This is a genomic window from Fibrella aquatilis (genome assembly GCF_017353255.1).
Classification (GTDB): Bacteria; Bacteroidota; Bacteroidia; order Cytophagales; family Spirosomataceae; genus Fibrella; species Fibrella aquatilis.
The window spans coordinates 248116-265868 of sequence record NZ_JAFMYU010000001.1; the positions used below are offsets into that span (position 1 = coordinate 248116).

Sequence of the window (17753 nt, forward strand, 5' to 3'; positions counted from 1 at the left end):
TGCACCATGTGGTTTAACAGTATTCGTAGACGTTGATTTGCTCAACTATGTATTTGCAATACTCGCCAAAACTGAACTACAGACAACCGCTTATCTTTTCGTAACGCGCGAATTACTAGACGAGCCACATCATAAACAGCCGCTTGCCTTACGCCGGGTTACCCGTTGTCAGCCGATGTCTTTTTCTCTTTTTGAAAGCCTACCGAACGCCCGGTTGCTCAATGTCGCCCGTGACCTTTTGCAAGCTTGACTAACTCCAAAGTGCTGACTGTCAGTCGGAACGCGCTAGACTCGTTTGCCGCTTCACTAACTCCCAAGTACCTCGTGTCGGCCGAAAGCTGACCTATAAAAAAGCACTTGCTGTCGCCCGGATGCCCGATTGTCGGCAACTACTTGTTGGAAACACCCAACAAGTTAAAGTACGTCAAGTCACGGAACTACATTCTGTTAATTATCAGCTTCTTGTAGTTCTACGCTGTTCTCTAGCTACAGCCAACCATGAAAGGCAGTGGCAGGTAAGATAACGCCAGTTATATCTACAAGTGATCGTCACAGAAAGATAAAGACAATTTATAAAGTCTCATACTTGCTTGAAAATTGCTGCTTACTTTACTCACATTTCCCCCTCTACGCCCAACCCAAACAGGGCGAAGTCATAGCGGACGGGGTCGGTGGGGTCGAATTGGCGGAGGACGTTGGTGAGGGCTACGGCGGCTTTCCAGTCGGTTTTCGGGGTTTCGTCGGCTTTTAGGGGCAGGATACCCAGCTTGGCGGCTACCCGGCCTACGTGTACGTCGATGGGGATCACGAGCTGATCGGGGCGGATGCGCTGCCAAAGGCCGAAATCAACGCCCGCCTCGTCGCGTCGGACCATCCAGCGGAGAAACATGTTTAGCCGTTTGCAGCCCGAATTGCGGGCGGGCGTGGCGATGTGCTTGCGGGTGCGTTCGGGGAAAAACAGGCCTTTTTCGCCCGTGGTGTCACAAAATCGGTCGTGAAACGCTATCAGGTGGGGTTCGGTGGTGGGGCTGTCAGTGCCGCCATCGTCGGGGATGAAGGCGTCTTCCAGCGAGTGGTGGTGCGCGTAATACTGCTTCAGATAATGCAGGAAGTAGAGCGTATCGGTGGTATTGAAGGTGCGGTGCTTAAAAGCCAGAAACCGCCGTAGGTCGCTGTCTTCGTGGTAGCGGATGAAATCATAGGGTCGGCCTTCCATGAGCTGCACCAGTTCGTTGGCCTTCTGCAAAATCACCGGTCGCTGCCCCCACGCCAGCACCGCCGCCCAGAACCCCATGATTTCGATGTCCTGCAACTGCGTAAACTGATGCGGTATGCTGATAGGGTCACGCGCAATAAACGAAGGCCGATTATAGAAATCGGCCTTTTCATTAAGCAGTGTTTTTACTTGTTCCAGTTGAATGGGGGGCATTTTTTGGGAGTTTGTGGTTTTTAAGTTTGTAGTTGGTGGTTGCTATGCGTCAGCCCACTTAAACGCGAAGCAACTACAAGCCACCAACTCCTCACTTACTCCGCCCGCCGCTGGCTAGCCAGGCACCTGCCCGCGACACGCCCGACATGAGGGCCAGGATGGAGGAGATCACAAACGTGAAGACGGCAATAAACGGGTAGGCCAGTACAAACATGACGTTGAAGGCCTTGAACCCCGGCGTCGCCCGCATTTTCTCGTCCCGCTCCCGATGCCGCCGGGCCACTCGTTCTTCTTTGGATTCCATAGCAGGTTGGTCATTGGTCATTCGCTACGCTGTCATTAGGCCTATGGCCGTCATTCGGTGGTCATTCGTAGCTGGACACGACCAATGACAGCGTAGCGAATGACCAATGACTATTTTGTATAACTCACTTCGGCTCGGAAACGCTGTCCGTTGGGTGAAAGTTTCTCGAAAGCCCGCGCCGAGAGTCGAATGATGACCTGGTCGTTGATGCCCGTGTCGGGGAGTTTGCCGATTACTTTTACGTAGAGGCTTTGGTTGTTGATGTCGTTGCGCACCTGCACCAATGTACCCGTTGGGGCTGTCCTGTGGAGGGCTAAGTACTTGGTATTCGGCTCGTTACCCTCAATTACATCGGCAAAGCCGACATCGGAATGAACCCGGCCAGAACGGGTTGTGGCAGGCTCAGGGTCGGTGGTGGGTTTGGCGGGCCGGGGCGTTTCGCGCCGGGGAACGTCTGTGGCTGCTGGGGCGGGTTCTTCTTTTTTAGGCTCGGCAGCAGGCTTGGCGGGTTTGGCTTTTGGCTTGGAACCAGGAGCCAACGGAGGCTCCGGCGTCACAATGGGCTTGGCTTCCAGGCGGCTGGGCACAGGCTCGTCGGTAGGGACGGTGTTGCGGGCCGAAGCCGACTCACCACCCGATCTGCTTTTGGTGGTCACGGGTTTGGCATCAATCGGCTTGGCAGCGGCTGCTGGTGCGGCGGGTGCGACTTTGGCAGCGTTAGCATTGACGATCAGTGTCTGTCCCACCTGGATACCGTCGGCACCGAGGTGGTTCCACTCGCGGAGCTGCGCCATCGTGACACCATAACGAACGGCCAGGCTGTAGAGCGTCTGACCGGTTTGTACTACGTGGACGCCGTCGTTTTCTTTCGTGATCTTTTCTTCCCGACGTTCGTCTTTGCGTTGCCCTCTGGCGGCGGCCTTGTCGGCGGCTTCGGCTTCGGCAATGGCTTTTTCGGCCTCTTTAGCGGCTTTCGCCTTCTCTTTTTCTTCCTTCCGGATGGCCTTTTCTACGTCTTTCTGCTCCCGTTTAGACAGCGACACCTCAGGCACCGGCACGCGCAGCAATTGGTCGTAGCGTACGCCGCCGTCGCTGAGGTCGGGGTTAGCCCCTTTGATGTCTTTCACGTTGACCCCATAGCGGCGGGCCACGCCATAGAGCGTTTGCCCCTGGTCGACACGGTGGAGCACGTATTTTTTGCCGTCTTTTCGTTCAACGCCCACCGAGTCGAGGGGCACATGGGCGGCAAACAGGGCGGTGGTGCCAACAGCAAGCTGGCCCGTGAGTAGGAGGAGGGAGAGTCGTAAGGTTGAGGCGAGATTCATGGGTGTGTTGCTGTCCGGGGCCGGTGTCGATACGCCCGGTGGATGTGGGTAAAACTAACGAAAACCGGGCATCTTTGCCAAAAAACGCCTGTATGACCATTCTTGGTATAATTCCAGCCCGGTATGCCTCTACCCGCTTTCCGGCAAAAGCCCTGGCCGACATTGGTGGAAAAAGTATGATTCAGCGGGTGGTCGAGCAGGCCCGGCAGGCCCGGTCGCTCAGCCATGTGGTGGTGGCTACCGACGATGCCCGGATCCAAGACCACGTAATTTCCTTTGGGGGTGAGGTGGTCATGACCAGTTCGCATCACCAAAGCGGCACCGACCGCTGTCAGGATGCACTGCACCAACTGAGTGGCGTGTATGACTACGTAGTGAACATCCAGGGCGACGAGCCGTTTATTCAACCAACTCAGATTGACCGGCTTACGGCGGTGCTTGATGGTCGCGTTGAACTGGCCACGCTCATCAAACGCATCACTGATCCCGCCGTTCTGCAAAACCCGAATTCGCCCAAAGTGGTCATCAGCGCCACGGGCGAGGCCCTGTATTTCAGCCGACAGGCCATCCCTTATCAGCGCGATCAGCCCGTGGCCAACTGGCTGGACCATCAGCCCTACTACAAACACATTGGCCTCTATGCCTACCGCACCGACGTGCTGGCCCAGATTACCCAGTTGCCCCCGTCGGCGCTGGAACGGGCCGAGGCGCTGGAGCAACTCCGCTGGCTCGAAAATGGCTTCCGTATCCGCACTGTAGAGACCGACCTGGAGACCATCGGCATCGACACGCCGGAAGACCTCGCCGCCGCACTGGTTCAGCTGGGGAGATCGTGACTCCATTTCGTCAGGCGTGCGCCTGCCTCGCGGAGGATGTCGTCGTCTTTGGCGAAGCAAAAGCGGAGAATCTGGTGATCTGTTTTCTGATGATAAAATACCGACACCGGGATAGACGCCACCCCAATCTCGTGCGTGAGGCGCACTGCCAGGGCGGCGTCGCGTTCGGGGGTGATGGCCGCGTAGGAGACGTTCTGGAAAAAGGTGCCCTCAGACGGGGTAAACACCAACCGCGAACCGGCAATGGCTTCCAGAAAAACGTCGCGCTTTCGTTCATAAAAAGCTGATAATGACCGGTAAGGCTCCGGGTCTTTTAGGTACTCGGCCAGGGCGTATTGCATGGGCGTCGAGACGCTGAAGGTCAGAAACTGGTGGATTTTTCGGAACGCCTCGGTCAACGCTTTCGGGGCCAGGCAGTAGCCTATTTTCCAACCCGTGATGTGGAATGTCTTGCCAAACGAGCCAACCATAAACGTCCGTTCGCGTAGGACGGGGTGATGCATAAGAGAGTGGTGCACCCGCCCATCAAAGGTGATGTGTTCATAGACTTCATCGGCCACCACAAACAGGTTGTGCCTGTCTGCCAGCCGGGCCAGCTCGTTCACGTCGTCGATAGTCCAGACGCGGCCGGTGGGGTTGTGGGGCGTGTTGATCACGATCAGCCGGGTGCGGTCGGTGATTTTCGCGGCTACCTCGGCCCAGTCGATAGCATAGTGGGGCGGAGCCAGCGAGATGTACACGGGCCGACCACCCGCCAACTCAACGGCGGGCACGTAGGAGTCATAGGCGGGTTCAAACACGATCACCTCGTCGGGCGCGCTGCCGCTCGTCGGGGTTTGCACCACCGCCGTAATGGCTGCAAAAAGCGCCTCGGTAGCCCCCGACGTGACGGTTATTTCGGTGTCGGGGTCGTAGTTAACCCCGTAACAATCAATGGTTTTCTGGGCAATGGCGTCGCGTAGCATCGGCACACCAGCCATGGGGGCATACTGGTTATGATTGGCCCGCATGGCCTGGTTCACGAGGTCAAGCAGCACCGGATCGGCCCCAAAGCTGGGAAACCCCTGCGCCAGATTCAACGCCCCCACATCGGCCGCCAGCTTCGACATCACCGTAAAAATCGTGGTACCTACGTGGGGGAGCTTATTGGGAAGGAGCATGGAGAGCAGTGGTAAGTGATGAGTGGTAAGCGATGAGTTTGCTGCCGCAAGTGTACTGCTCTGGCGGCAGCAAACTCATCGCTTACCACTCATCACTTACCACCTTTTAATCATGGCATTCCATAATGAGCAGGTCGCCGGATTGGGCTTTGACGCGGACAAAGCCGTCGGTGGCGGCTTCATTGCTGCTGCTGGTACGGTAGCCAAGGGTTAACGATTCATTATACAGGTTGTAGGCAAGTCCTTCAGTTTCAACACCTTCCACCACGCCAACGGGCATGAGCGAGATGGGTGTGCCCGCCGCCAGCCACTTCTCAAACCGGCCTACCAGCGGGTACACCACCGAATAGTCGTCGATCATCGTGATCTTGATCTGGTCTTTGTAGCGCACAATGCCCGTGAGGTTATTGAGCGTATGGTCCATTCGGCGGCCCGTTGCCCAGACAATGTTAACGCCCGGAAAGCCGCGTTCGATGAGAAACTCGATGCCTTTTTCCAGGTCGGTCTTGTTCTGATCGGGGGCGTGTACCACCTCAATGGGGTACTGCGCCGACTGCACCGCCGCCACGTCGAGGTGCCGGTCGAAGTCGCCGAGGAGCACATCGGCTTTGATGCCCAGGTCCATCACGCGCCAGATGGCACTGTCAAGCACCACTACAAACGGGCTCCATTCCAGCAGTTGTCCCAGGCACTCGGCACTACAGCTTTCGCCGTTGGCAATGAGCAGGGCCGGTTCCTGCTTTTCCCTAACAATATGGTGCGACGACACAAACTCTGGTTTCTGTTTTACAGTTTGCAGTTTACTGTTTAGAAATGAAAGCGCCAACCAGTATGTTCGCGCCCTCAACTGAAAACGGGTAAACTAAAAAACTGAAAACTGATTTGTTATGCATATTACAAAGCATAAGGTGGCCGCGATCCATTACACCCTCCGCGACGAGGCCGGAAAGGTGATCGATTCGAGTGTGGGCAACGAGCCACTCTACTACCTGCACGGTGAAGGTAACCTCATTCCGGGCATGGAAGAAGGGCTGGAAGGCCGTCAGGCAGGCGATAAACTGCAACTGACCATTCCGCCCGAAAAAGGCTACGGCGTTCGCAACGACGATATGATCGAAGAAGTACCCCGCTCAGCCTTCGGTGGACAACCCGTTGAGGTAGGTATGCAGTTTAACGCTGGTCAGGGACAAATCGTAACGGTAGTGGCCGTTGGCAAAGACACCGTTACCGTCGATGCTAACCACGAATTGGCCGGACAAAACCTCAACTTCGACATCGAAGTGATGAACGTCCGCGACGCCTCTTCCGACGAAATCTCGCACGGCCACGTCCACGGCCCCGGAGGAGCGCATTAACAGTGAACAGTTCTACAGCAAGCAGTATGCAGTGAGGTTTGCGCGTCCTTGTTATCCCCACTGCATACTGCTTGCTGTAAAACTGCATACTGTAAAAAGGTCCCGTTAGATTGGATGAACAGCCTGATCGGGTAAAAAACGCGTTGTAATGGAACAACTCGTCTGGCTAGGTAGTACTGCCTGCCAGGGGTTTTTGTATGAACGAATTCACCAACGTCATGAATACGAAATGGATGTTTAGCCTTGGCCTGATGCTTATGATATCGGCAGGGGCATTGGCGCAGGATACCACCCGCGCTGCTACCCAACAAAAAGTAGACAACACCGCTGCCACCGTAGGTAGCGCCGCCGAAACCGGTACGCGGGCCGTGGGCAACGCCGCCGTTACTACCGGCCGGGCCGTAGGAAAGGCCGGTAAAGCCACGGGCAAAGCCGTTGGCAACGCCGCCAAAGCTACTGGTCGGGGCGTAACCAAAGCTGTTAAAGCCACGGGTCGTGCCATAAGCGGCGAACCCAAGCGTGATTCACTCTGAGGAAATTAATCAACTTTTTATCTCATTTACCACTAATAAACTACAACGTTATGACTAAGAAATGGCTTCTGAGCATTGGATTGGTGTTCGCTCTATCGGCAGGTGCATTTGCCCAAACTGCGGAACAAAAAGTAGACAACACGGCGGCTACCGTTGGCAACGCCGCTGAGAAAGGTACCCGGGCTACGGGCCGGGCTGCTGTGAAAACAGGTCGGGCCGTTGGTCAGGCTGGTAAAGCTACCGGCCGGGCTGTTGGCAAGGCTGGTAAGGCAACAGGTCGAGGCGTAGCGAACGCTACAAAAGCTACGGGCCGTGGGGTCACCAAGGCTGTGAAAGCCACGGGACGCGCCATCAGCGGTGAGCCTAAAAAAGACTAGCAAATGGTTGCCAATTGGGCAGTAAGCTGTATAAACAGACCTACTGCCCAATTGGCATTTTTGCCCGTCGGCAGGCTACCGTTGGAACGTCAGCGTCGCCTTTAGTTGTTTTATTCTCCAAAGGCCTTGACCTTTGTCTCCAATGAAACAGGTAGTACTTCGTTTTCTGCACGTGTTTATGGCCCTGGTCGTGCTGCTGAGCAGCATGGGTTTCGGGCTGGTAGACCATACGTGCCAGATGCGGGGCAAGCGTACCTACCTGATTCAGCAGCGTAGTAAGGCGTGCAAGGTGTGCTCATCCACCCATGAGAAGCCGCTTGCCGGACCGGTGCTTAAGCGGTCGGCCTGTTGCCAGGAAAAAGCCCGCTACGAAAAGATAGACACCGGCTCGTCGCTGAACCACGTACTGGTCAAGTTCATCAGTGTCCTCGCTGATGCCGTTGGGCCTGGCCTGTCGGCGGTGTTTGTGGCCTTCCTGGGCCTGTTTTCTGTTCACACGGTTGCCCCGCTGGGGGCTATTGCTGACCCACCCGCGCCGCCCGCCGGCCGCGCCCTGCTGGTGCTGGTCCATTCATTCCTGATTTAGCCGTAAGCGTAATCACCCGTGCCCTGTCGAGTCCGACAAGGGCTTTTCGTGCTTACCTTAATTGGTTACCAATCATGCGATTACTTCTCAGTATCAGTTGCTTACTTGTGGCAATAGCCACCAACGCCCAAACCCTGTCGGGGCGAGTACAAGCGCTCGACAAAGGCCGGATGGCCCCGTTGTTTGGTGCCAACGTCTACTGGCTGGGTCTGCTTAAACCTACCTCCACAGACATCAACGGCCAATTTGACATCGATTCTGTTGCTGCCACCAACCGGCTCATTATCAGCTACGTTGGCTACCAGACCGATACCCTCACCGTGACCGATTTCACAACGCCGGTGGTGGTAGCGCTCCAGGCTGTGCAAGAGTTGAACGCGGTGGTCGTCACAGCTGGCAACACCCAGATAGACCGGCTCAATCCCATTCAGACTGAGGTGCTTACCCAACGCACGCTGGCCAAAGCAGCCTGCTGCAACCTGTCGGAAAGTTTCGAGACCAACGCTTCAGTCAGCGTGTCCTATGCCGACGCCGTGACGGGTGCCAAACAGATTCAGTTTCTGGGTCTGGGCGGGCAGTATGTTCAAACCAACGTTGAAAACATCCCCACCATCCGGGGGCTGGCCACCACGTTCGGACTAAATTATTTGCCCGGCACCTGGATCACGAGCATCGACATCGGCAAGGGGGCCGGGTCGGTGGTGAATGGATACGAGGCCATGAGCGGACAGATTAATGTTGAACTGCAAAAGCCTGACTATAAGGCTAGTGCAGAGAAGCCCAATTTTCTTTTCAACGGCTATGCCAACAGCTTTGGGCGGCTGGAGGGAAACGTCAATTACTCGCAGCCACTCTCTGGTAAGTGGAGCATTGGCGCACTGGGCCATATCAGTACATTGCAAACCGAGATTGACCAGAACCACGACCGCTTCCGCGATCTGCCGCTCTACAACCAATACAACGGTGTGGCACGCGCCAAGTACAGTTCTGACCGTTGGATGGCGCAATTCGGCATTAAAGCGCTGTCGGAAAACCGCGATGGTGGGCAATTGAGTGGGGTAGGGGCCTACCGTTATGGATTTGCCAACCAGACCCGCCGCACCGAGCTGTTCAGCAAAACGGCCCGGCTCTATCCCGACAAACCCTACCGGGGCCTTGGCCTGATTTTAAACGCTACTTGGTTCGATCAGCAGTCGTTATTTGGGGTGCGGACCTACAGCGGCAATCAGCAAACGGTCTATGGCAACCTGATCTACCAGACCATCATTGGCAACACTAATCATACCGTGAAAACGGGCATCAGCTACCTGCTCGACTCCTACCGGGAGCGCTACGTAGCGCAGGTGCTCAACCGCGACGAGTCGGTGCCGGGAGCCTTTTTTGAGTACGCCTACGTGTATCCCGAAAAGCTGGCGCTCGTGATCGGCAATCGCCTCGATGCGCATAACCTGTATGGCCTGCAATGGACACCCCGGCTGCATGTTAAATATCACATAAACAGCGAGTTAACGGCGAGGCTGTCGGCGGGGCGGGGCTGGCGGACGCCCAATCAGCTGGCCGAAAACTATGGCTATCTGGTGTCGTCGCGGCAGGTGTTTCTGAACTACAACGTCCGCCCTGAAGTAGCCTGGACCTACACGGCGGGCCTGACCAACGAGTTTTTGCTCTTCGGAAAGAAGGCTACACTCACCCTCGATGCCAGCCGGACAGACTTCCAGAATCAGCTGATCGTGGATCCCGACCAGCCGAATCAACTGCTGTTTTATAACCTGGAGGGCGTCTCGTTTGCCAACAGCCTGCAAGCTGAACTGACGGTGGCCCCGATCAAACGCGCTGAAATAAAGCTGGCCTACCGCCTGTTCGATGCCCGCCAAAGTATGGGTGCCCCCCTGGGCGAGAGCGTACTCATGCCCCGCATGATGGTCAGTCGCGACCGGGTGCTGCTCAACGCCGCCTACGCCCTGCCCTACGACAAATGGAAGTTCGACGCGACCCTGCAATGGAACGGCCCCAAACGACTGCCCGACCAGAACGAGACGCATACGCACACCACCTATTCGGCCATGACGTGGTACTACTCGCCCTCGTTTATGAATCTTAACGCGCAGATTACCAGAAGCTTCCGTACGTTTCAGGTATACCTCGGCGGCGAAAACCTGACGGGCTTCCGGCAGGCCAACCCCATCCTAGGTGCGGCCGATCCCCTTGGTGCCAACTTCGACGCTGCCGGGCAAAACTGGGGTCCCGTGACGGGCGCAATGGTTTACGCTGGCTTTCGCTACACTCTTGAACCCTGAGCGTCATGACCGAATTACGAATAAAGAACATGGTCTGCGACCGGTGCCTGCGTACAGTACAACGCCTGCTTGAAAACCTGGGATTTACCCTGGAAACGGTGACGTTGGGCCGGGTGGTAGTAAAAAAATGGCCTGCCAACCTGAGCCGGGCGGTCGTTGACACAGCGCTAAAATCGGAAGGCTTTGCCCTGCTGGACGACCCTAAACAAATGCTTGTTGAGCAGGTTAAGGCACTGTTAGTCAACGAAGTAAATTATAAAGCTGGACGCCCGGCTCACCAAAACGTATCGGCCTACCTGAGCCAAAAACTGGGCTACGATTACACGTATCTGAGCCACCTGTTTTCGGCGACAGAGGGCACCACCATTGAGCGGTATCTGATTGCGCTGAAAGTTGAACGGGCTAAAGCGCTGCTGCAGGACGGTCAGCAAAGCATTGGCGAGATTGCGTTTGACCTGGGCTACAGCAGTGTGCCGCATTTCACGAATCAATTTAAATCGGTGACTGGACAAACGCCAGGTCAATACAAGAAAGAGCCGGTTGGTCGGCAATCGATAGATGAAGTCTGACTAGCTAACTGCTAACTACTGTTGGTACGTATCTTTTACAGTCCCATTCATTTAAACCACCCCTTACGGCCATGTCCCGACCCTATGTTGTTACGTTTATTGCCCTGCTGCTTTCCGTTGGCTTTCACCAACAGGCACGGTCCCGGCTGCTCTTCAACGGACGAACCTTTGCTGGTTGGGAAGGAGACACGATGCAGACATGGCGCATTCGTGACGGGGCTTTGGTGGGCGGATCTACGGACCGGCTTACGCCCCACAACGAGTTTTTGTGTACCACCCGTACCTACGCCAATTTCGACCTGAAACTGCAATTCAAGCTAATAGGTACGGGTTTTGTCAACGCGGGTGTGCAGTTTCGGAGCAGGCGGGCCACTAACCCTGCCTACGAAATGATCGGGTACCAGGCCGATCTGGGTAAGGGCTTCTGGGCCAGCCTCTACGACGAATCGCGGCGTAATAAGACCCTCGCGCAGGCCGACTCGATCCTGATTAGCCGAACATTACGGGCCAATGACTGGAACGACTACCGGGTTCGCTGCCAAGGTCGCCACATTCAGATTTACCTCAATGGCCAACAAACCGTAGACTACACCGAGGCAGATACCAGTCTGCCGCAGTCGGGCCTGATTGGCTTGCAGATTCATGGTGGTGGCAATGCCGAAGCGTCGTACCGAGCTATTCAACTCAGCGAGTTAAAATAGGTACATAAACCCTGTAAGTTTCGGCCTTAATTCTGTAAAATACGCCCCTGCCCGTGGCCGTACCTTTGTATGGTCGATCACCTGTATCGACTACAGCTACAGACAATCATGATTCATACGTATAAACTCGACGGTATGCATTGCGGCTCCTGCGTGGGGCGGGTGCAGGAGGCCCTGGAAGCGGTTCCCGGTGTTAAAAAAGTGGCCGTCTCTCTCGACCCGCAGGAGGCGGTGGTGAGCATGAGCGGCCATATCGACACGGCCGAACTGGACCGGGCCGTACGCAAAGCTGGTGCTTATTCCCTCACCGACGAGGTGCAGGTGATCAACACCATGGGCGGCCATAACCAGGCTAAGGCCGACGTGTTCACCGCGCCAACTGCGGCAGCTTTACCCCTGGCCAATTCTGACCTTGCCGAACCGTCGGCTACTACCTACAAACCGCTGCTGATTATTTTGGCTTTTCTGCTGGGGATAACGACCCTGGTCGAAATCCGCATGGGTACGTTCGACTGGATGCGGGCTATGAGCACGTTTATGGCAGGCTTCTTTCTGGTCTTTTCGTTTTTTAAACTGCTCGATATCAGTGGGTTTGCCAGCAGCTACCGCATGTATGACATTGTGGCGAAGGCTATGCCGGGCTACGGGTTCGTCTATCCGTTTATTGAACTGGCTTTGGGCGTGGCCTACCTGACGCAGGTCAACCCGTTGATTACAAACGTGGTGACGCTGGTTGTTATGGGTATCAGCATGGTGGGTGTGGTGCAGTCGGTGATAAACAAGCGGAAGATCCGGTGCGCCTGTTTGGGGTCGGTCTTTAATCTGCCCATGACCACCGTCACCATTGTAGAAGATGGGCTGATGATTGGCATGGCCGCCCTGATGCTGGCTATGATGTAGTTGGTTCGCATTACTCAACAATCTATGAAAAATCTATTTCTTGCCCTCTGCCTGGGCACCTTTTCTGCCTCTGCGCAGCATATGGGCCATTCGATGCCCGGCATGAACATGCCCGCTGACACGACTAAACCCATGCCAGGAATGGACCACTCAAAAATGGACCACAGCCAGATGGGTCATGGTAAAATGAACCACGACCAGATGCCTATGGGCAGTATGTCGCATACGCTGTCGCGGAATTTGCCCATGAACCGCAACGGCTCCGGTACGGCCTGGATGCCCGACCAGACGCCGATGTATGCCTACATGAAGCACGGCGATGATGGCTGGATGTACATGCTCCATTACAGCGTTTTTCTGCGACATACCCACCAAAATTTTACCAACACAGCCCGCCGTGGGTATGCGTCGCGGTTCGACGCGCCCAACTGGGCTATGGGCATGGCGCAACGCACGGTGGGCAAACGGGGGTTATTTACGGCTAAGCTGATGATGTCGCTCGACCCGCTCACGGTGACCAACGGGGGGTACCCGCTGCTGTTCCAAACCGGCGAAAGCTACAGAGGACAGCCCCTGGTAGACCGGCAACACCCGCACGATTTGTTTTCGGAACTGTCTGTTTCGTATGCCCACGCCATCAGCCGCGACATAGACGCCTATATCTACGTAGGCTACCCCGGCGAACCAGCGCTGGGTGCACCGGCGTTCATGCACCGGATTTCGTCGTTCAACATCTCCGACGCGCCACTCAGCCACCACTGGATCGACGCCACGCATATTACGTTTGGCGTGGCCACGGCGGGTTTTCGCTATAAATGGGCCAAAGTGGAGGTGTCGAGCTTTACGGGCCGCGAACCCGATGAATACCGGTATAATTTCGACAAACCCCGTTTCGATAGCTATTCGTACCGTCTCTCAGTAAATCCTTCGCCGGGACTGGCGCTACAGGTGTCGCAGGGGCTAATCAAAAGCCCGGAAGAATCAGGTGCCAACCACGGCGACGTGCGCCGAACAACCGCTTCGTTGTTGCATAGCAAAGTGCTGAGTGGGGGAGACCACTACCTGACGTCGTCGCTGATCTGGGGCAATAACAACCACGATGGTGTGAGCGAAAACGCCTACCTCGCCGAAACCAGCCTGCAACTGGGGAAACTTGCCCTGTATGGCCGCTATGAAAACGTGACCAAATCATTGGCCGAACTGGTGCTGCCCGCTGCTGGAGATGCCGAAAAAGCCCTGGTCAACGTAGATAATTTAACCCTCGGCAGCAACTGGCGATTGGTGCGCCACGCCAACACCGACCTCGTTGTTGGGGCACAGCTAACGGCCAGTATGCCCAACGGCGAACTGCGACCCATCTACGGCAACATGCCCCTGTCGGGCCAGTTATACCTGCGGCTGACCCCTGCTCTGATGGTTATGCGGTAATGCTTCTATCAGTATTTTCAGTAAAACCAATAAACCAACGTCTATTATGGAAACGATGAATCATGCCCACGGCCACGCCGACACCTGTTTCGAGTGTGCTGAAGCCTGCGAACGCTGCGTGACTGCCTGCCTGGAAATGGGCGATCAGGACAGCAAACACCACGACATGACCTTGTGCGTTAAACTCTGCCGCGACTGTGCCGATATTTGCACACTTTGTGGTCGGTTAGAAGCGCGCGGGTCGCAGTTTATGAAGCAGTACATGCAACTCTGCGCCGACGTATGTGCTGCCTGCGCTACCGAATGCGAAAAACACGCCGACCACATGGCGCACTGCAAGGCCTGCGCCGAAGCGTGCCGCCGTTGCGAGGCCGAGTGCCGCCAGATGGCGAACCAGATGTAATGCCTTACTTGTTAAACGATTAGCTTTTGGGCTTGTCGAAAACCTTAACGAATCAATTCATGAACCGAAACCTGTTTCTGAGCGGCCTGTTGGCCCTTTCGCTGGTGGGCACGTCTGTGTTTGCCGATGACAAAGACAAAGAAGTAAAAATCAAGACGTCGGCTATCTGCGAGATGTGCAAAGCCCGGATTGAGCGGAATCTGGCCTTCGAGAAAGGGGTGAAAGAAGCCAATCTCGACGTAACGACGAAGGTGGTGACGATTAAATACAACTCTGCCAAAACCGATGTGGCCAAGTTGAAAGCCAACATCACCAAAACCGGCTACGACGCCGACGAAGTAACCGCCGACCCCAAAGGCTACGACAAACTACCCAGCTGCTGCAAAAAAGGCGGTATGGGACATTGATTTTGGATTGCGGATTTTGGATTGATTGCTGACGCCAGAGTACGTTTGCTCTAGCGTCAGCAATCAATCCAAAATCCGCAATCCAGAATCAATTCACTCTCAGCTTCTGCCCGGTGTGGATGCGGGAGCGGGATGAGAGGCGGTTCTTTTCGGCTAAGGAACTGATAGACAGGCCGTAGCGGCTAGCGATTGATGATAGTGTTTCGCCGTGGCGGACTTTATGAAGTACCGTCCGTTTGAATTTTGGTTTGAACGAAAGGTCACTCGACCGGTTTCCGCCGCGGGTATAGTCCCAGACGGCGGGTGTCAGCAGGAAATGGTCAGAATTGATCGTGTTGGCGGGGAAGCTGTAAATGTTGAGCGGGTCGAAGGGGTTGCCTTCGTAGCGTGTTTCATAGTGCAGGTGGGCGCCGTAGCTGCGACCCGTGTTGCCACCGAGACCAAGCTGATCTCCCGCTTTTACTAACTGCCCCGACTCCACCAGTTGCTTCGACATGTGGCCGTAGAGGGTTTCCAGGCCATTATAGTGCCGCACCAGTACGTACCGGCCATAACCGTTGCCGTCCCAGCTGACCACCCGCACAATGCCGTCGAATGCAGCATAGACCGGATCGCCGGTTTCCAGGTCGAGGTCAACGCCCGTGTGCCGCCGCCCCCACCGAAACCCAAATTGCGACGTCATCTTCCCATCGTCGAGGGGAGCCGACCAGAAGTGATTGGCCTTGGGGTCGTAAAGCTTTAAGTCAACCACTTGATCAAACTCGCGGGGGTCAATGTTGTAGGGGTCAATATTGCGCGAATCCCACACCGAATAGTAGTCGGCAATTTTGATCCACTCGTCGCCAACCAGCACCGAATCAATCACTTCCACCACGCTGGTTTCACCCTGATCAATACTGCTGGTGTCTTCGCTCACCACCGGGTTCAACTCTTTCTTTGGCTCAAACTGGCTATTGAAACGAAGTTGGGTGGTTTCCTGCTCGAAGATGTCCTCAGCTTTCTGCTGGTTGCTCGATGGCTGATTAGAGGAGTTATTTTTAGGCGTGAACTTGGTATCGTTCTTGAATTTACCCCGTTCCTGAGCCTGTGTGGTTGCCGTTGCACCCAGGCAACCAATGGCTAACAGCCACAATATTACACGTACGTTCATGTATAGAACGAAACGAACAACAAACGCAGGCAACGGGGCTGGAGGCTTTGGTAATTGTTCCGGCCCGGATGTCTGCGTTTGGGTTTGGTTTCGTGTTTTAGGTTAACTCATCATCATATCCTGCATCTCCAGCGTGACCAGATAACGTTCGGCATCGAGCGCGGCCATGCAGCCGGTGCCAGCGGCCGTTACGGCCTGCCTATAGACGTTATCCTGCGCATCGCCACAGGCAAATACGCCGGGAATGTTGGTGTGGGTACTGCCTTTTTCGGTCAGAATATAGCCGTGATCGTCGAGGTCGAGGTAATCTTTAAACAAGCTGGTATTGGGGGTATGGCCAATGGCCACAAAGAAGCCGGTCACGTCAAGAACGCTTTCCTCACCAGTTTCCGTATGCCTGACCCGGGCACCCGTCACGCCATCGTCGCCCAGAATTTCGACCGTTTCGGTATACCACAAAATCTCGATGTTTTCTTTCGCCTGAATGCGCTGCTGCATGAAGCGTGAAGCCCGCATTTCGCCCCGGCGAACAATCATGTATACTTTGCGGCAAATATTCGACAGGTATGAGGCTTCCTCAGCGGCGGTGTCGCCCGCGCCCACAATAGCGACATCCTGGTTACGGAAAAAGAAACCGTCGCACACGGCACAGGCCGACACGCCATGACCGTTCAACCGCATTTCAGAAGGCAATCCCAGCCATTTTGCCGAGGCCCCCGTCGAAATAATAACGCTGTCGGCCGTGATTTCAAGCTCGTCATCGACCCATACGCGGTGGGGTGAGCCGGGACCCGGGTTCTCGCTGAAGGCCACTTTGGTCACCAACCCATAGCGCACGTCGGTACCAAAGCGGGTGGCCTGCCGTTCCAGGTCCTGCATCATTTGTGGCCCCTGTACACCTTCTGGATAACCCGGAAAATTGTCTACTTCGGTAGTAATAGTCAGTTGACCACCGGGCTGACCACCCTGATATAAAACGGGCTTCAGGTTGGCACGGGCGGCATAAATGGCAGCGGTATAGCCCGCCGGGCCGGAGCCAATAATCAGACAATGAACGTGTTCGGGATTCATAAGAGCGATAGTAGGTTGACTAAAAACGGTTTCAGTCAGTCGTAAACTAACAAAAGCCGTTAACTAGACAACACGTGCAAAGGTCGAAAAAATTCGCTACGAAACCAATGTACGTCGTCGATCTCACGCTGCCTGAAGACGCCCAAAACCCCGTTCTGACTTCATTTGAGCCCTTATTGCTTTTTGTCGTCGTTACCCCAAACCACGTTGAAGGTACCGTTGGTCACCACAATATCGTCGGTCTTGTCGCCCTTTTTGGTGTTGTTATGCTCGTGCGGATCGCCCTTCACAAACATGCCACCTCCGGCAGCGGTAATGGCTTTGTCTTCCAGGTTTTGCCGCAGCCCGAATCCCCCCAGGGTAGCCATGACCCGCTTCTTGTAGGTCTGCCCTTTCATGGTTCCCGAAAACGTACCTTCAATACTGGTGTCAGTCACCTTGCTAATGGTCACCGTTCCTTCATACGACTCGCCATCCTGAAAGGCGTGACCCATACCTTTGGTTTCTTCGGTATAGTCGAGCAGGGCATAAACGGCGTTAGAACGGTCTGCCGCTTCTTTATTGAACGTCTCCTTCACCGATTTGTCATTCTCGGCCAGAATCCTGTAGGTGCCGGGCTTTAATTCATTGAGGTAGAAAAAACGGAGCCATAGTTGCACGTCGGGATTTACGTTCATGCCCGCAATAGCCAGGTAGCGCATAGAGCCGGGCAGGGGTAATTTGAGGCGTTGGCCTTTAGCCTCAAAGGGTTTGCCGTTGATGGTGGCCGTGAATTTGGAAGCAGGCTGAGCCATCGCTGAAGACCCTACCAAAAGGGCCAGCGTGAGGATACGAAGCGTATGCATGGTGTTTGCGTTTTTTGGCAAACTAACCAGCTAGCCACAAGCCACTTATGCAAAATTGCGTGTCCGGTAAGCTATTG

20 protein-coding genes are annotated in these 17753 nt (G+C 55.2%); 12 read left to right on the forward strand and 8 right to left on the reverse strand.

The features are described 5' to 3' along the window. Nucleotides 1–613: 613 nt before the first annotated feature. From J2I48_RS00990 to J2I48_RS01000, 3 genes are all read right to left on the reverse strand, one after another. Nucleotides 614–1429, reverse strand: coding sequence for a TIGR02757 family protein (locus tag J2I48_RS00990; protein ID WP_207333511.1), 816 nt, complete (start codon nt 1427–1429; stop codon nt 614–616). Between the two features lie 91 nt (nt 1430–1520). Further along, nucleotides 1521–1733, reverse strand: a complete 213-nt coding sequence (locus tag J2I48_RS00995; protein ID WP_207333512.1) for a hypothetical protein — start codon at nt 1731–1733, stop codon at nt 1521–1523. Between the two features lie 110 nt (nt 1734–1843). Next, nucleotides 1844–3058, reverse strand: coding sequence for a LysM peptidoglycan-binding domain-containing protein (locus J2I48_RS01000; RefSeq protein ID WP_207333513.1), 1215 nt, complete (start codon nt 3056–3058; stop codon nt 1844–1846). A gap of 92 nt (nt 3059–3150) precedes the next feature. On the opposite strand from J2I48_RS01000, the gene kdsB reads away from it, so the two are divergent. Further along, the gene (gene kdsB, locus J2I48_RS01005; RefSeq protein WP_207333514.1) at nt 3151–3894 is read left to right on the forward strand and encodes a 3-deoxy-manno-octulosonate cytidylyltransferase; all 744 of its coding nucleotides are present in this window, start codon (nt 3151–3153) and stop codon (nt 3892–3894) included. Here the strand turns inward: kdsB and J2I48_RS01010 are convergent. Next, the gene (locus tag J2I48_RS01010; RefSeq protein WP_207333515.1) at nt 3876–5054 is read right to left on the reverse strand and encodes a methionine aminotransferase; all 1179 of its coding nucleotides are present in this window, start codon (nt 5052–5054) and stop codon (nt 3876–3878) included. The genes kdsB and J2I48_RS01010 overlap by 19 nt on opposite strands. A gap of 106 nt (nt 5055–5160) precedes the next feature. After that, complete coding sequence (locus J2I48_RS01015; RefSeq protein WP_207333516.1) at nt 5161–5823, reverse strand: thiamine diphosphokinase; 663 nt, start codon at nt 5821–5823, stop codon at nt 5161–5163. Nucleotides 5824–5941: 118 nt separating this feature from the next. On the opposite strand from J2I48_RS01015, the gene J2I48_RS01020 reads away from it, so the two are divergent. The 11 genes from J2I48_RS01020 to J2I48_RS01070 all read left to right on the forward strand — a co-directional run bounded on the left by J2I48_RS01020 (nt 5942) and on the right by J2I48_RS01070 (nt 14610). Continuing rightward, nucleotides 5942–6409: an FKBP-type peptidyl-prolyl cis-trans isomerase gene (locus J2I48_RS01020; RefSeq protein ID WP_207333517.1), complete on the forward strand. Its 468-nt coding sequence runs from the start codon at nt 5942–5944 to the stop codon at nt 6407–6409. 218 nt (nt 6410–6627) lie between these two features. After that, the gene (locus J2I48_RS01025; RefSeq protein WP_207333518.1) at nt 6628–6942 is read left to right on the forward strand and encodes a hypothetical protein; all 315 of its coding nucleotides are present in this window, start codon (nt 6628–6630) and stop codon (nt 6940–6942) included. Between the two features lie 50 nt (nt 6943–6992). Continuing rightward, the gene (locus J2I48_RS01030) at nt 6993–7319 is read left to right on the forward strand and encodes a hypothetical protein (protein ID WP_207333519.1); all 327 of its coding nucleotides are present in this window, start codon (nt 6993–6995) and stop codon (nt 7317–7319) included. Between the two features lie 142 nt (nt 7320–7461). After that, the gene (locus J2I48_RS01035) at nt 7462–7905 is read left to right on the forward strand and encodes an HYC_CC_PP family protein (protein ID WP_207333520.1); all 444 of its coding nucleotides are present in this window, start codon (nt 7462–7464) and stop codon (nt 7903–7905) included. A gap of 74 nt (nt 7906–7979) precedes the next feature. Continuing rightward, complete coding sequence (locus tag J2I48_RS01040) at nt 7980–10202, forward strand: TonB-dependent receptor (protein WP_207333521.1); 2223 nt, start codon at nt 7980–7982, stop codon at nt 10200–10202. Nucleotides 10203–10207: 5 nt separating this feature from the next. Next, nucleotides 10208–10771, forward strand: a complete 564-nt coding sequence (locus J2I48_RS01045) for a helix-turn-helix domain-containing protein (protein WP_207333522.1) — start codon at nt 10208–10210, stop codon at nt 10769–10771. 71 nt (nt 10772–10842) lie between these two features. Then, nucleotides 10843–11472 (forward strand): 3-keto-disaccharide hydrolase, encoded by a 630-nt coding sequence (locus J2I48_RS01050; RefSeq protein ID WP_207333523.1) that lies wholly within the window; start codon nt 10843–10845, stop codon nt 11470–11472. Between the two features lie 69 nt (nt 11473–11541). Beyond that, nucleotides 11542–12372: a heavy-metal-associated domain-containing protein gene (locus J2I48_RS01055; protein WP_229375702.1), complete on the forward strand. Its 831-nt coding sequence runs from the start codon at nt 11542–11544 to the stop codon at nt 12370–12372. 24 nt (nt 12373–12396) lie between these two features. Further along, a complete protein-coding gene (locus tag J2I48_RS01060) occupies nt 12397–13800 on the forward strand; it encodes a hypothetical protein (protein WP_207333524.1) in 1404 nt (467 codons plus the stop codon). Nucleotides 13801–13846: 46 nt separating this feature from the next. Then, nucleotides 13847–14203, forward strand: coding sequence for a four-helix bundle copper-binding protein (locus tag J2I48_RS01065; RefSeq protein WP_207333525.1), 357 nt, complete (start codon nt 13847–13849; stop codon nt 14201–14203). Between the two features lie 59 nt (nt 14204–14262). After that, nucleotides 14263–14610 carry a heavy-metal-associated domain-containing protein gene (locus tag J2I48_RS01070; protein WP_207333526.1) on the forward strand — a complete coding sequence of 116 codons (348 nt, stop codon included), beginning with the start codon at nt 14263–14265 and terminating at the stop codon, nt 14608–14610. Between the two features lie 88 nt (nt 14611–14698). Here J2I48_RS01070 and J2I48_RS01075 read toward each other — a convergent pair whose 3' ends face one another. From J2I48_RS01075 to J2I48_RS01085, 3 genes are all read right to left on the reverse strand, one after another. Next, nucleotides 14699–15760 (reverse strand): peptidoglycan DD-metalloendopeptidase family protein, encoded by a 1062-nt coding sequence (locus tag J2I48_RS01075; protein WP_207333527.1) that lies wholly within the window; start codon nt 15758–15760, stop codon nt 14699–14701. Between the two features lie 102 nt (nt 15761–15862). Then, nucleotides 15863–16831 (reverse strand): thioredoxin-disulfide reductase, encoded by a 969-nt coding sequence (gene trxB, locus J2I48_RS01080; RefSeq protein ID WP_207333528.1) that lies wholly within the window; start codon nt 16829–16831, stop codon nt 15863–15865. 173 nt (nt 16832–17004) lie between these two features. Next, on the reverse strand, nt 17005–17676 hold the full coding sequence (locus J2I48_RS01085) for a hypothetical protein (RefSeq protein WP_207333529.1): 672 nt from the start codon (nt 17674–17676) through the stop codon (nt 17005–17007). Nucleotides 17677–17753 lie beyond the last annotated feature (77 nt).

Coding starts and splice junctions, on each gene's coding strand:
- J2I48_RS00990 (WP_207333511.1), bottom strand. CDS start 1,429: ATGCCCCCCATTCAACTGGAACAAGTAAAAACACTGCTTAATGAAAAG.
- J2I48_RS00995 (WP_207333512.1), bottom strand. CDS start 1,733: ATGGAATCCAAAGAAGAACGAGTGGCCCGGCGGCATCGGGAGCGGGAC.
- J2I48_RS01000 (WP_207333513.1), bottom strand. CDS start 3,058: ATGAATCTCGCCTCAACCTTACGACTCTCCCTCCTCCTACTCACGGGC.
- kdsB (WP_207333514.1), top strand. CDS start 3,151: ATGACCATTCTTGGTATAATTCCAGCCCGGTATGCCTCTACCCGCTTT.
- J2I48_RS01010 (WP_207333515.1), bottom strand. CDS start 5,054: ATGCTCCTTCCCAATAAGCTCCCCCACGTAGGTACCACGATTTTTACG.
- J2I48_RS01020 (WP_207333517.1), top strand. CDS start 5,942: ATGCATATTACAAAGCATAAGGTGGCCGCGATCCATTACACCCTCCGC.
- J2I48_RS01025 (WP_207333518.1), top strand. CDS start 6,628: ATGAATACGAAATGGATGTTTAGCCTTGGCCTGATGCTTATGATATCG.
- J2I48_RS01030 (WP_207333519.1), top strand. CDS start 6,993: ATGACTAAGAAATGGCTTCTGAGCATTGGATTGGTGTTCGCTCTATCG.
- J2I48_RS01035 (WP_207333520.1), top strand. CDS start 7,462: ATGAAACAGGTAGTACTTCGTTTTCTGCACGTGTTTATGGCCCTGGTC.
- J2I48_RS01040 (WP_207333521.1), top strand. CDS start 7,980: ATGCGATTACTTCTCAGTATCAGTTGCTTACTTGTGGCAATAGCCACC.
- J2I48_RS01045 (WP_207333522.1), top strand. CDS start 10,208: ATGACCGAATTACGAATAAAGAACATGGTCTGCGACCGGTGCCTGCGT.
- J2I48_RS01050 (WP_207333523.1), top strand. CDS start 10,843: ATGTCCCGACCCTATGTTGTTACGTTTATTGCCCTGCTGCTTTCCGTT.
- J2I48_RS01055 (WP_229375702.1), top strand. CDS start 11,542: ATGGTCGATCACCTGTATCGACTACAGCTACAGACAATCATGATTCAT.
- J2I48_RS01060 (WP_207333524.1), top strand. CDS start 12,397: ATGAAAAATCTATTTCTTGCCCTCTGCCTGGGCACCTTTTCTGCCTCT.
- J2I48_RS01065 (WP_207333525.1), top strand. CDS start 13,847: ATGGAAACGATGAATCATGCCCACGGCCACGCCGACACCTGTTTCGAG.
- J2I48_RS01070 (WP_207333526.1), top strand. CDS start 14,263: ATGAACCGAAACCTGTTTCTGAGCGGCCTGTTGGCCCTTTCGCTGGTG.
- J2I48_RS01075 (WP_207333527.1), bottom strand. CDS start 15,760: ATGAACGTACGTGTAATATTGTGGCTGTTAGCCATTGGTTGCCTGGGT.
- trxB (WP_207333528.1), bottom strand. CDS start 16,831: ATGAATCCCGAACACGTTCATTGTCTGATTATTGGCTCCGGCCCGGCG.
- J2I48_RS01085 (WP_207333529.1), bottom strand. CDS start 17,676: ATGCATACGCTTCGTATCCTCACGCTGGCCCTTTTGGTAGGGTCTTCA.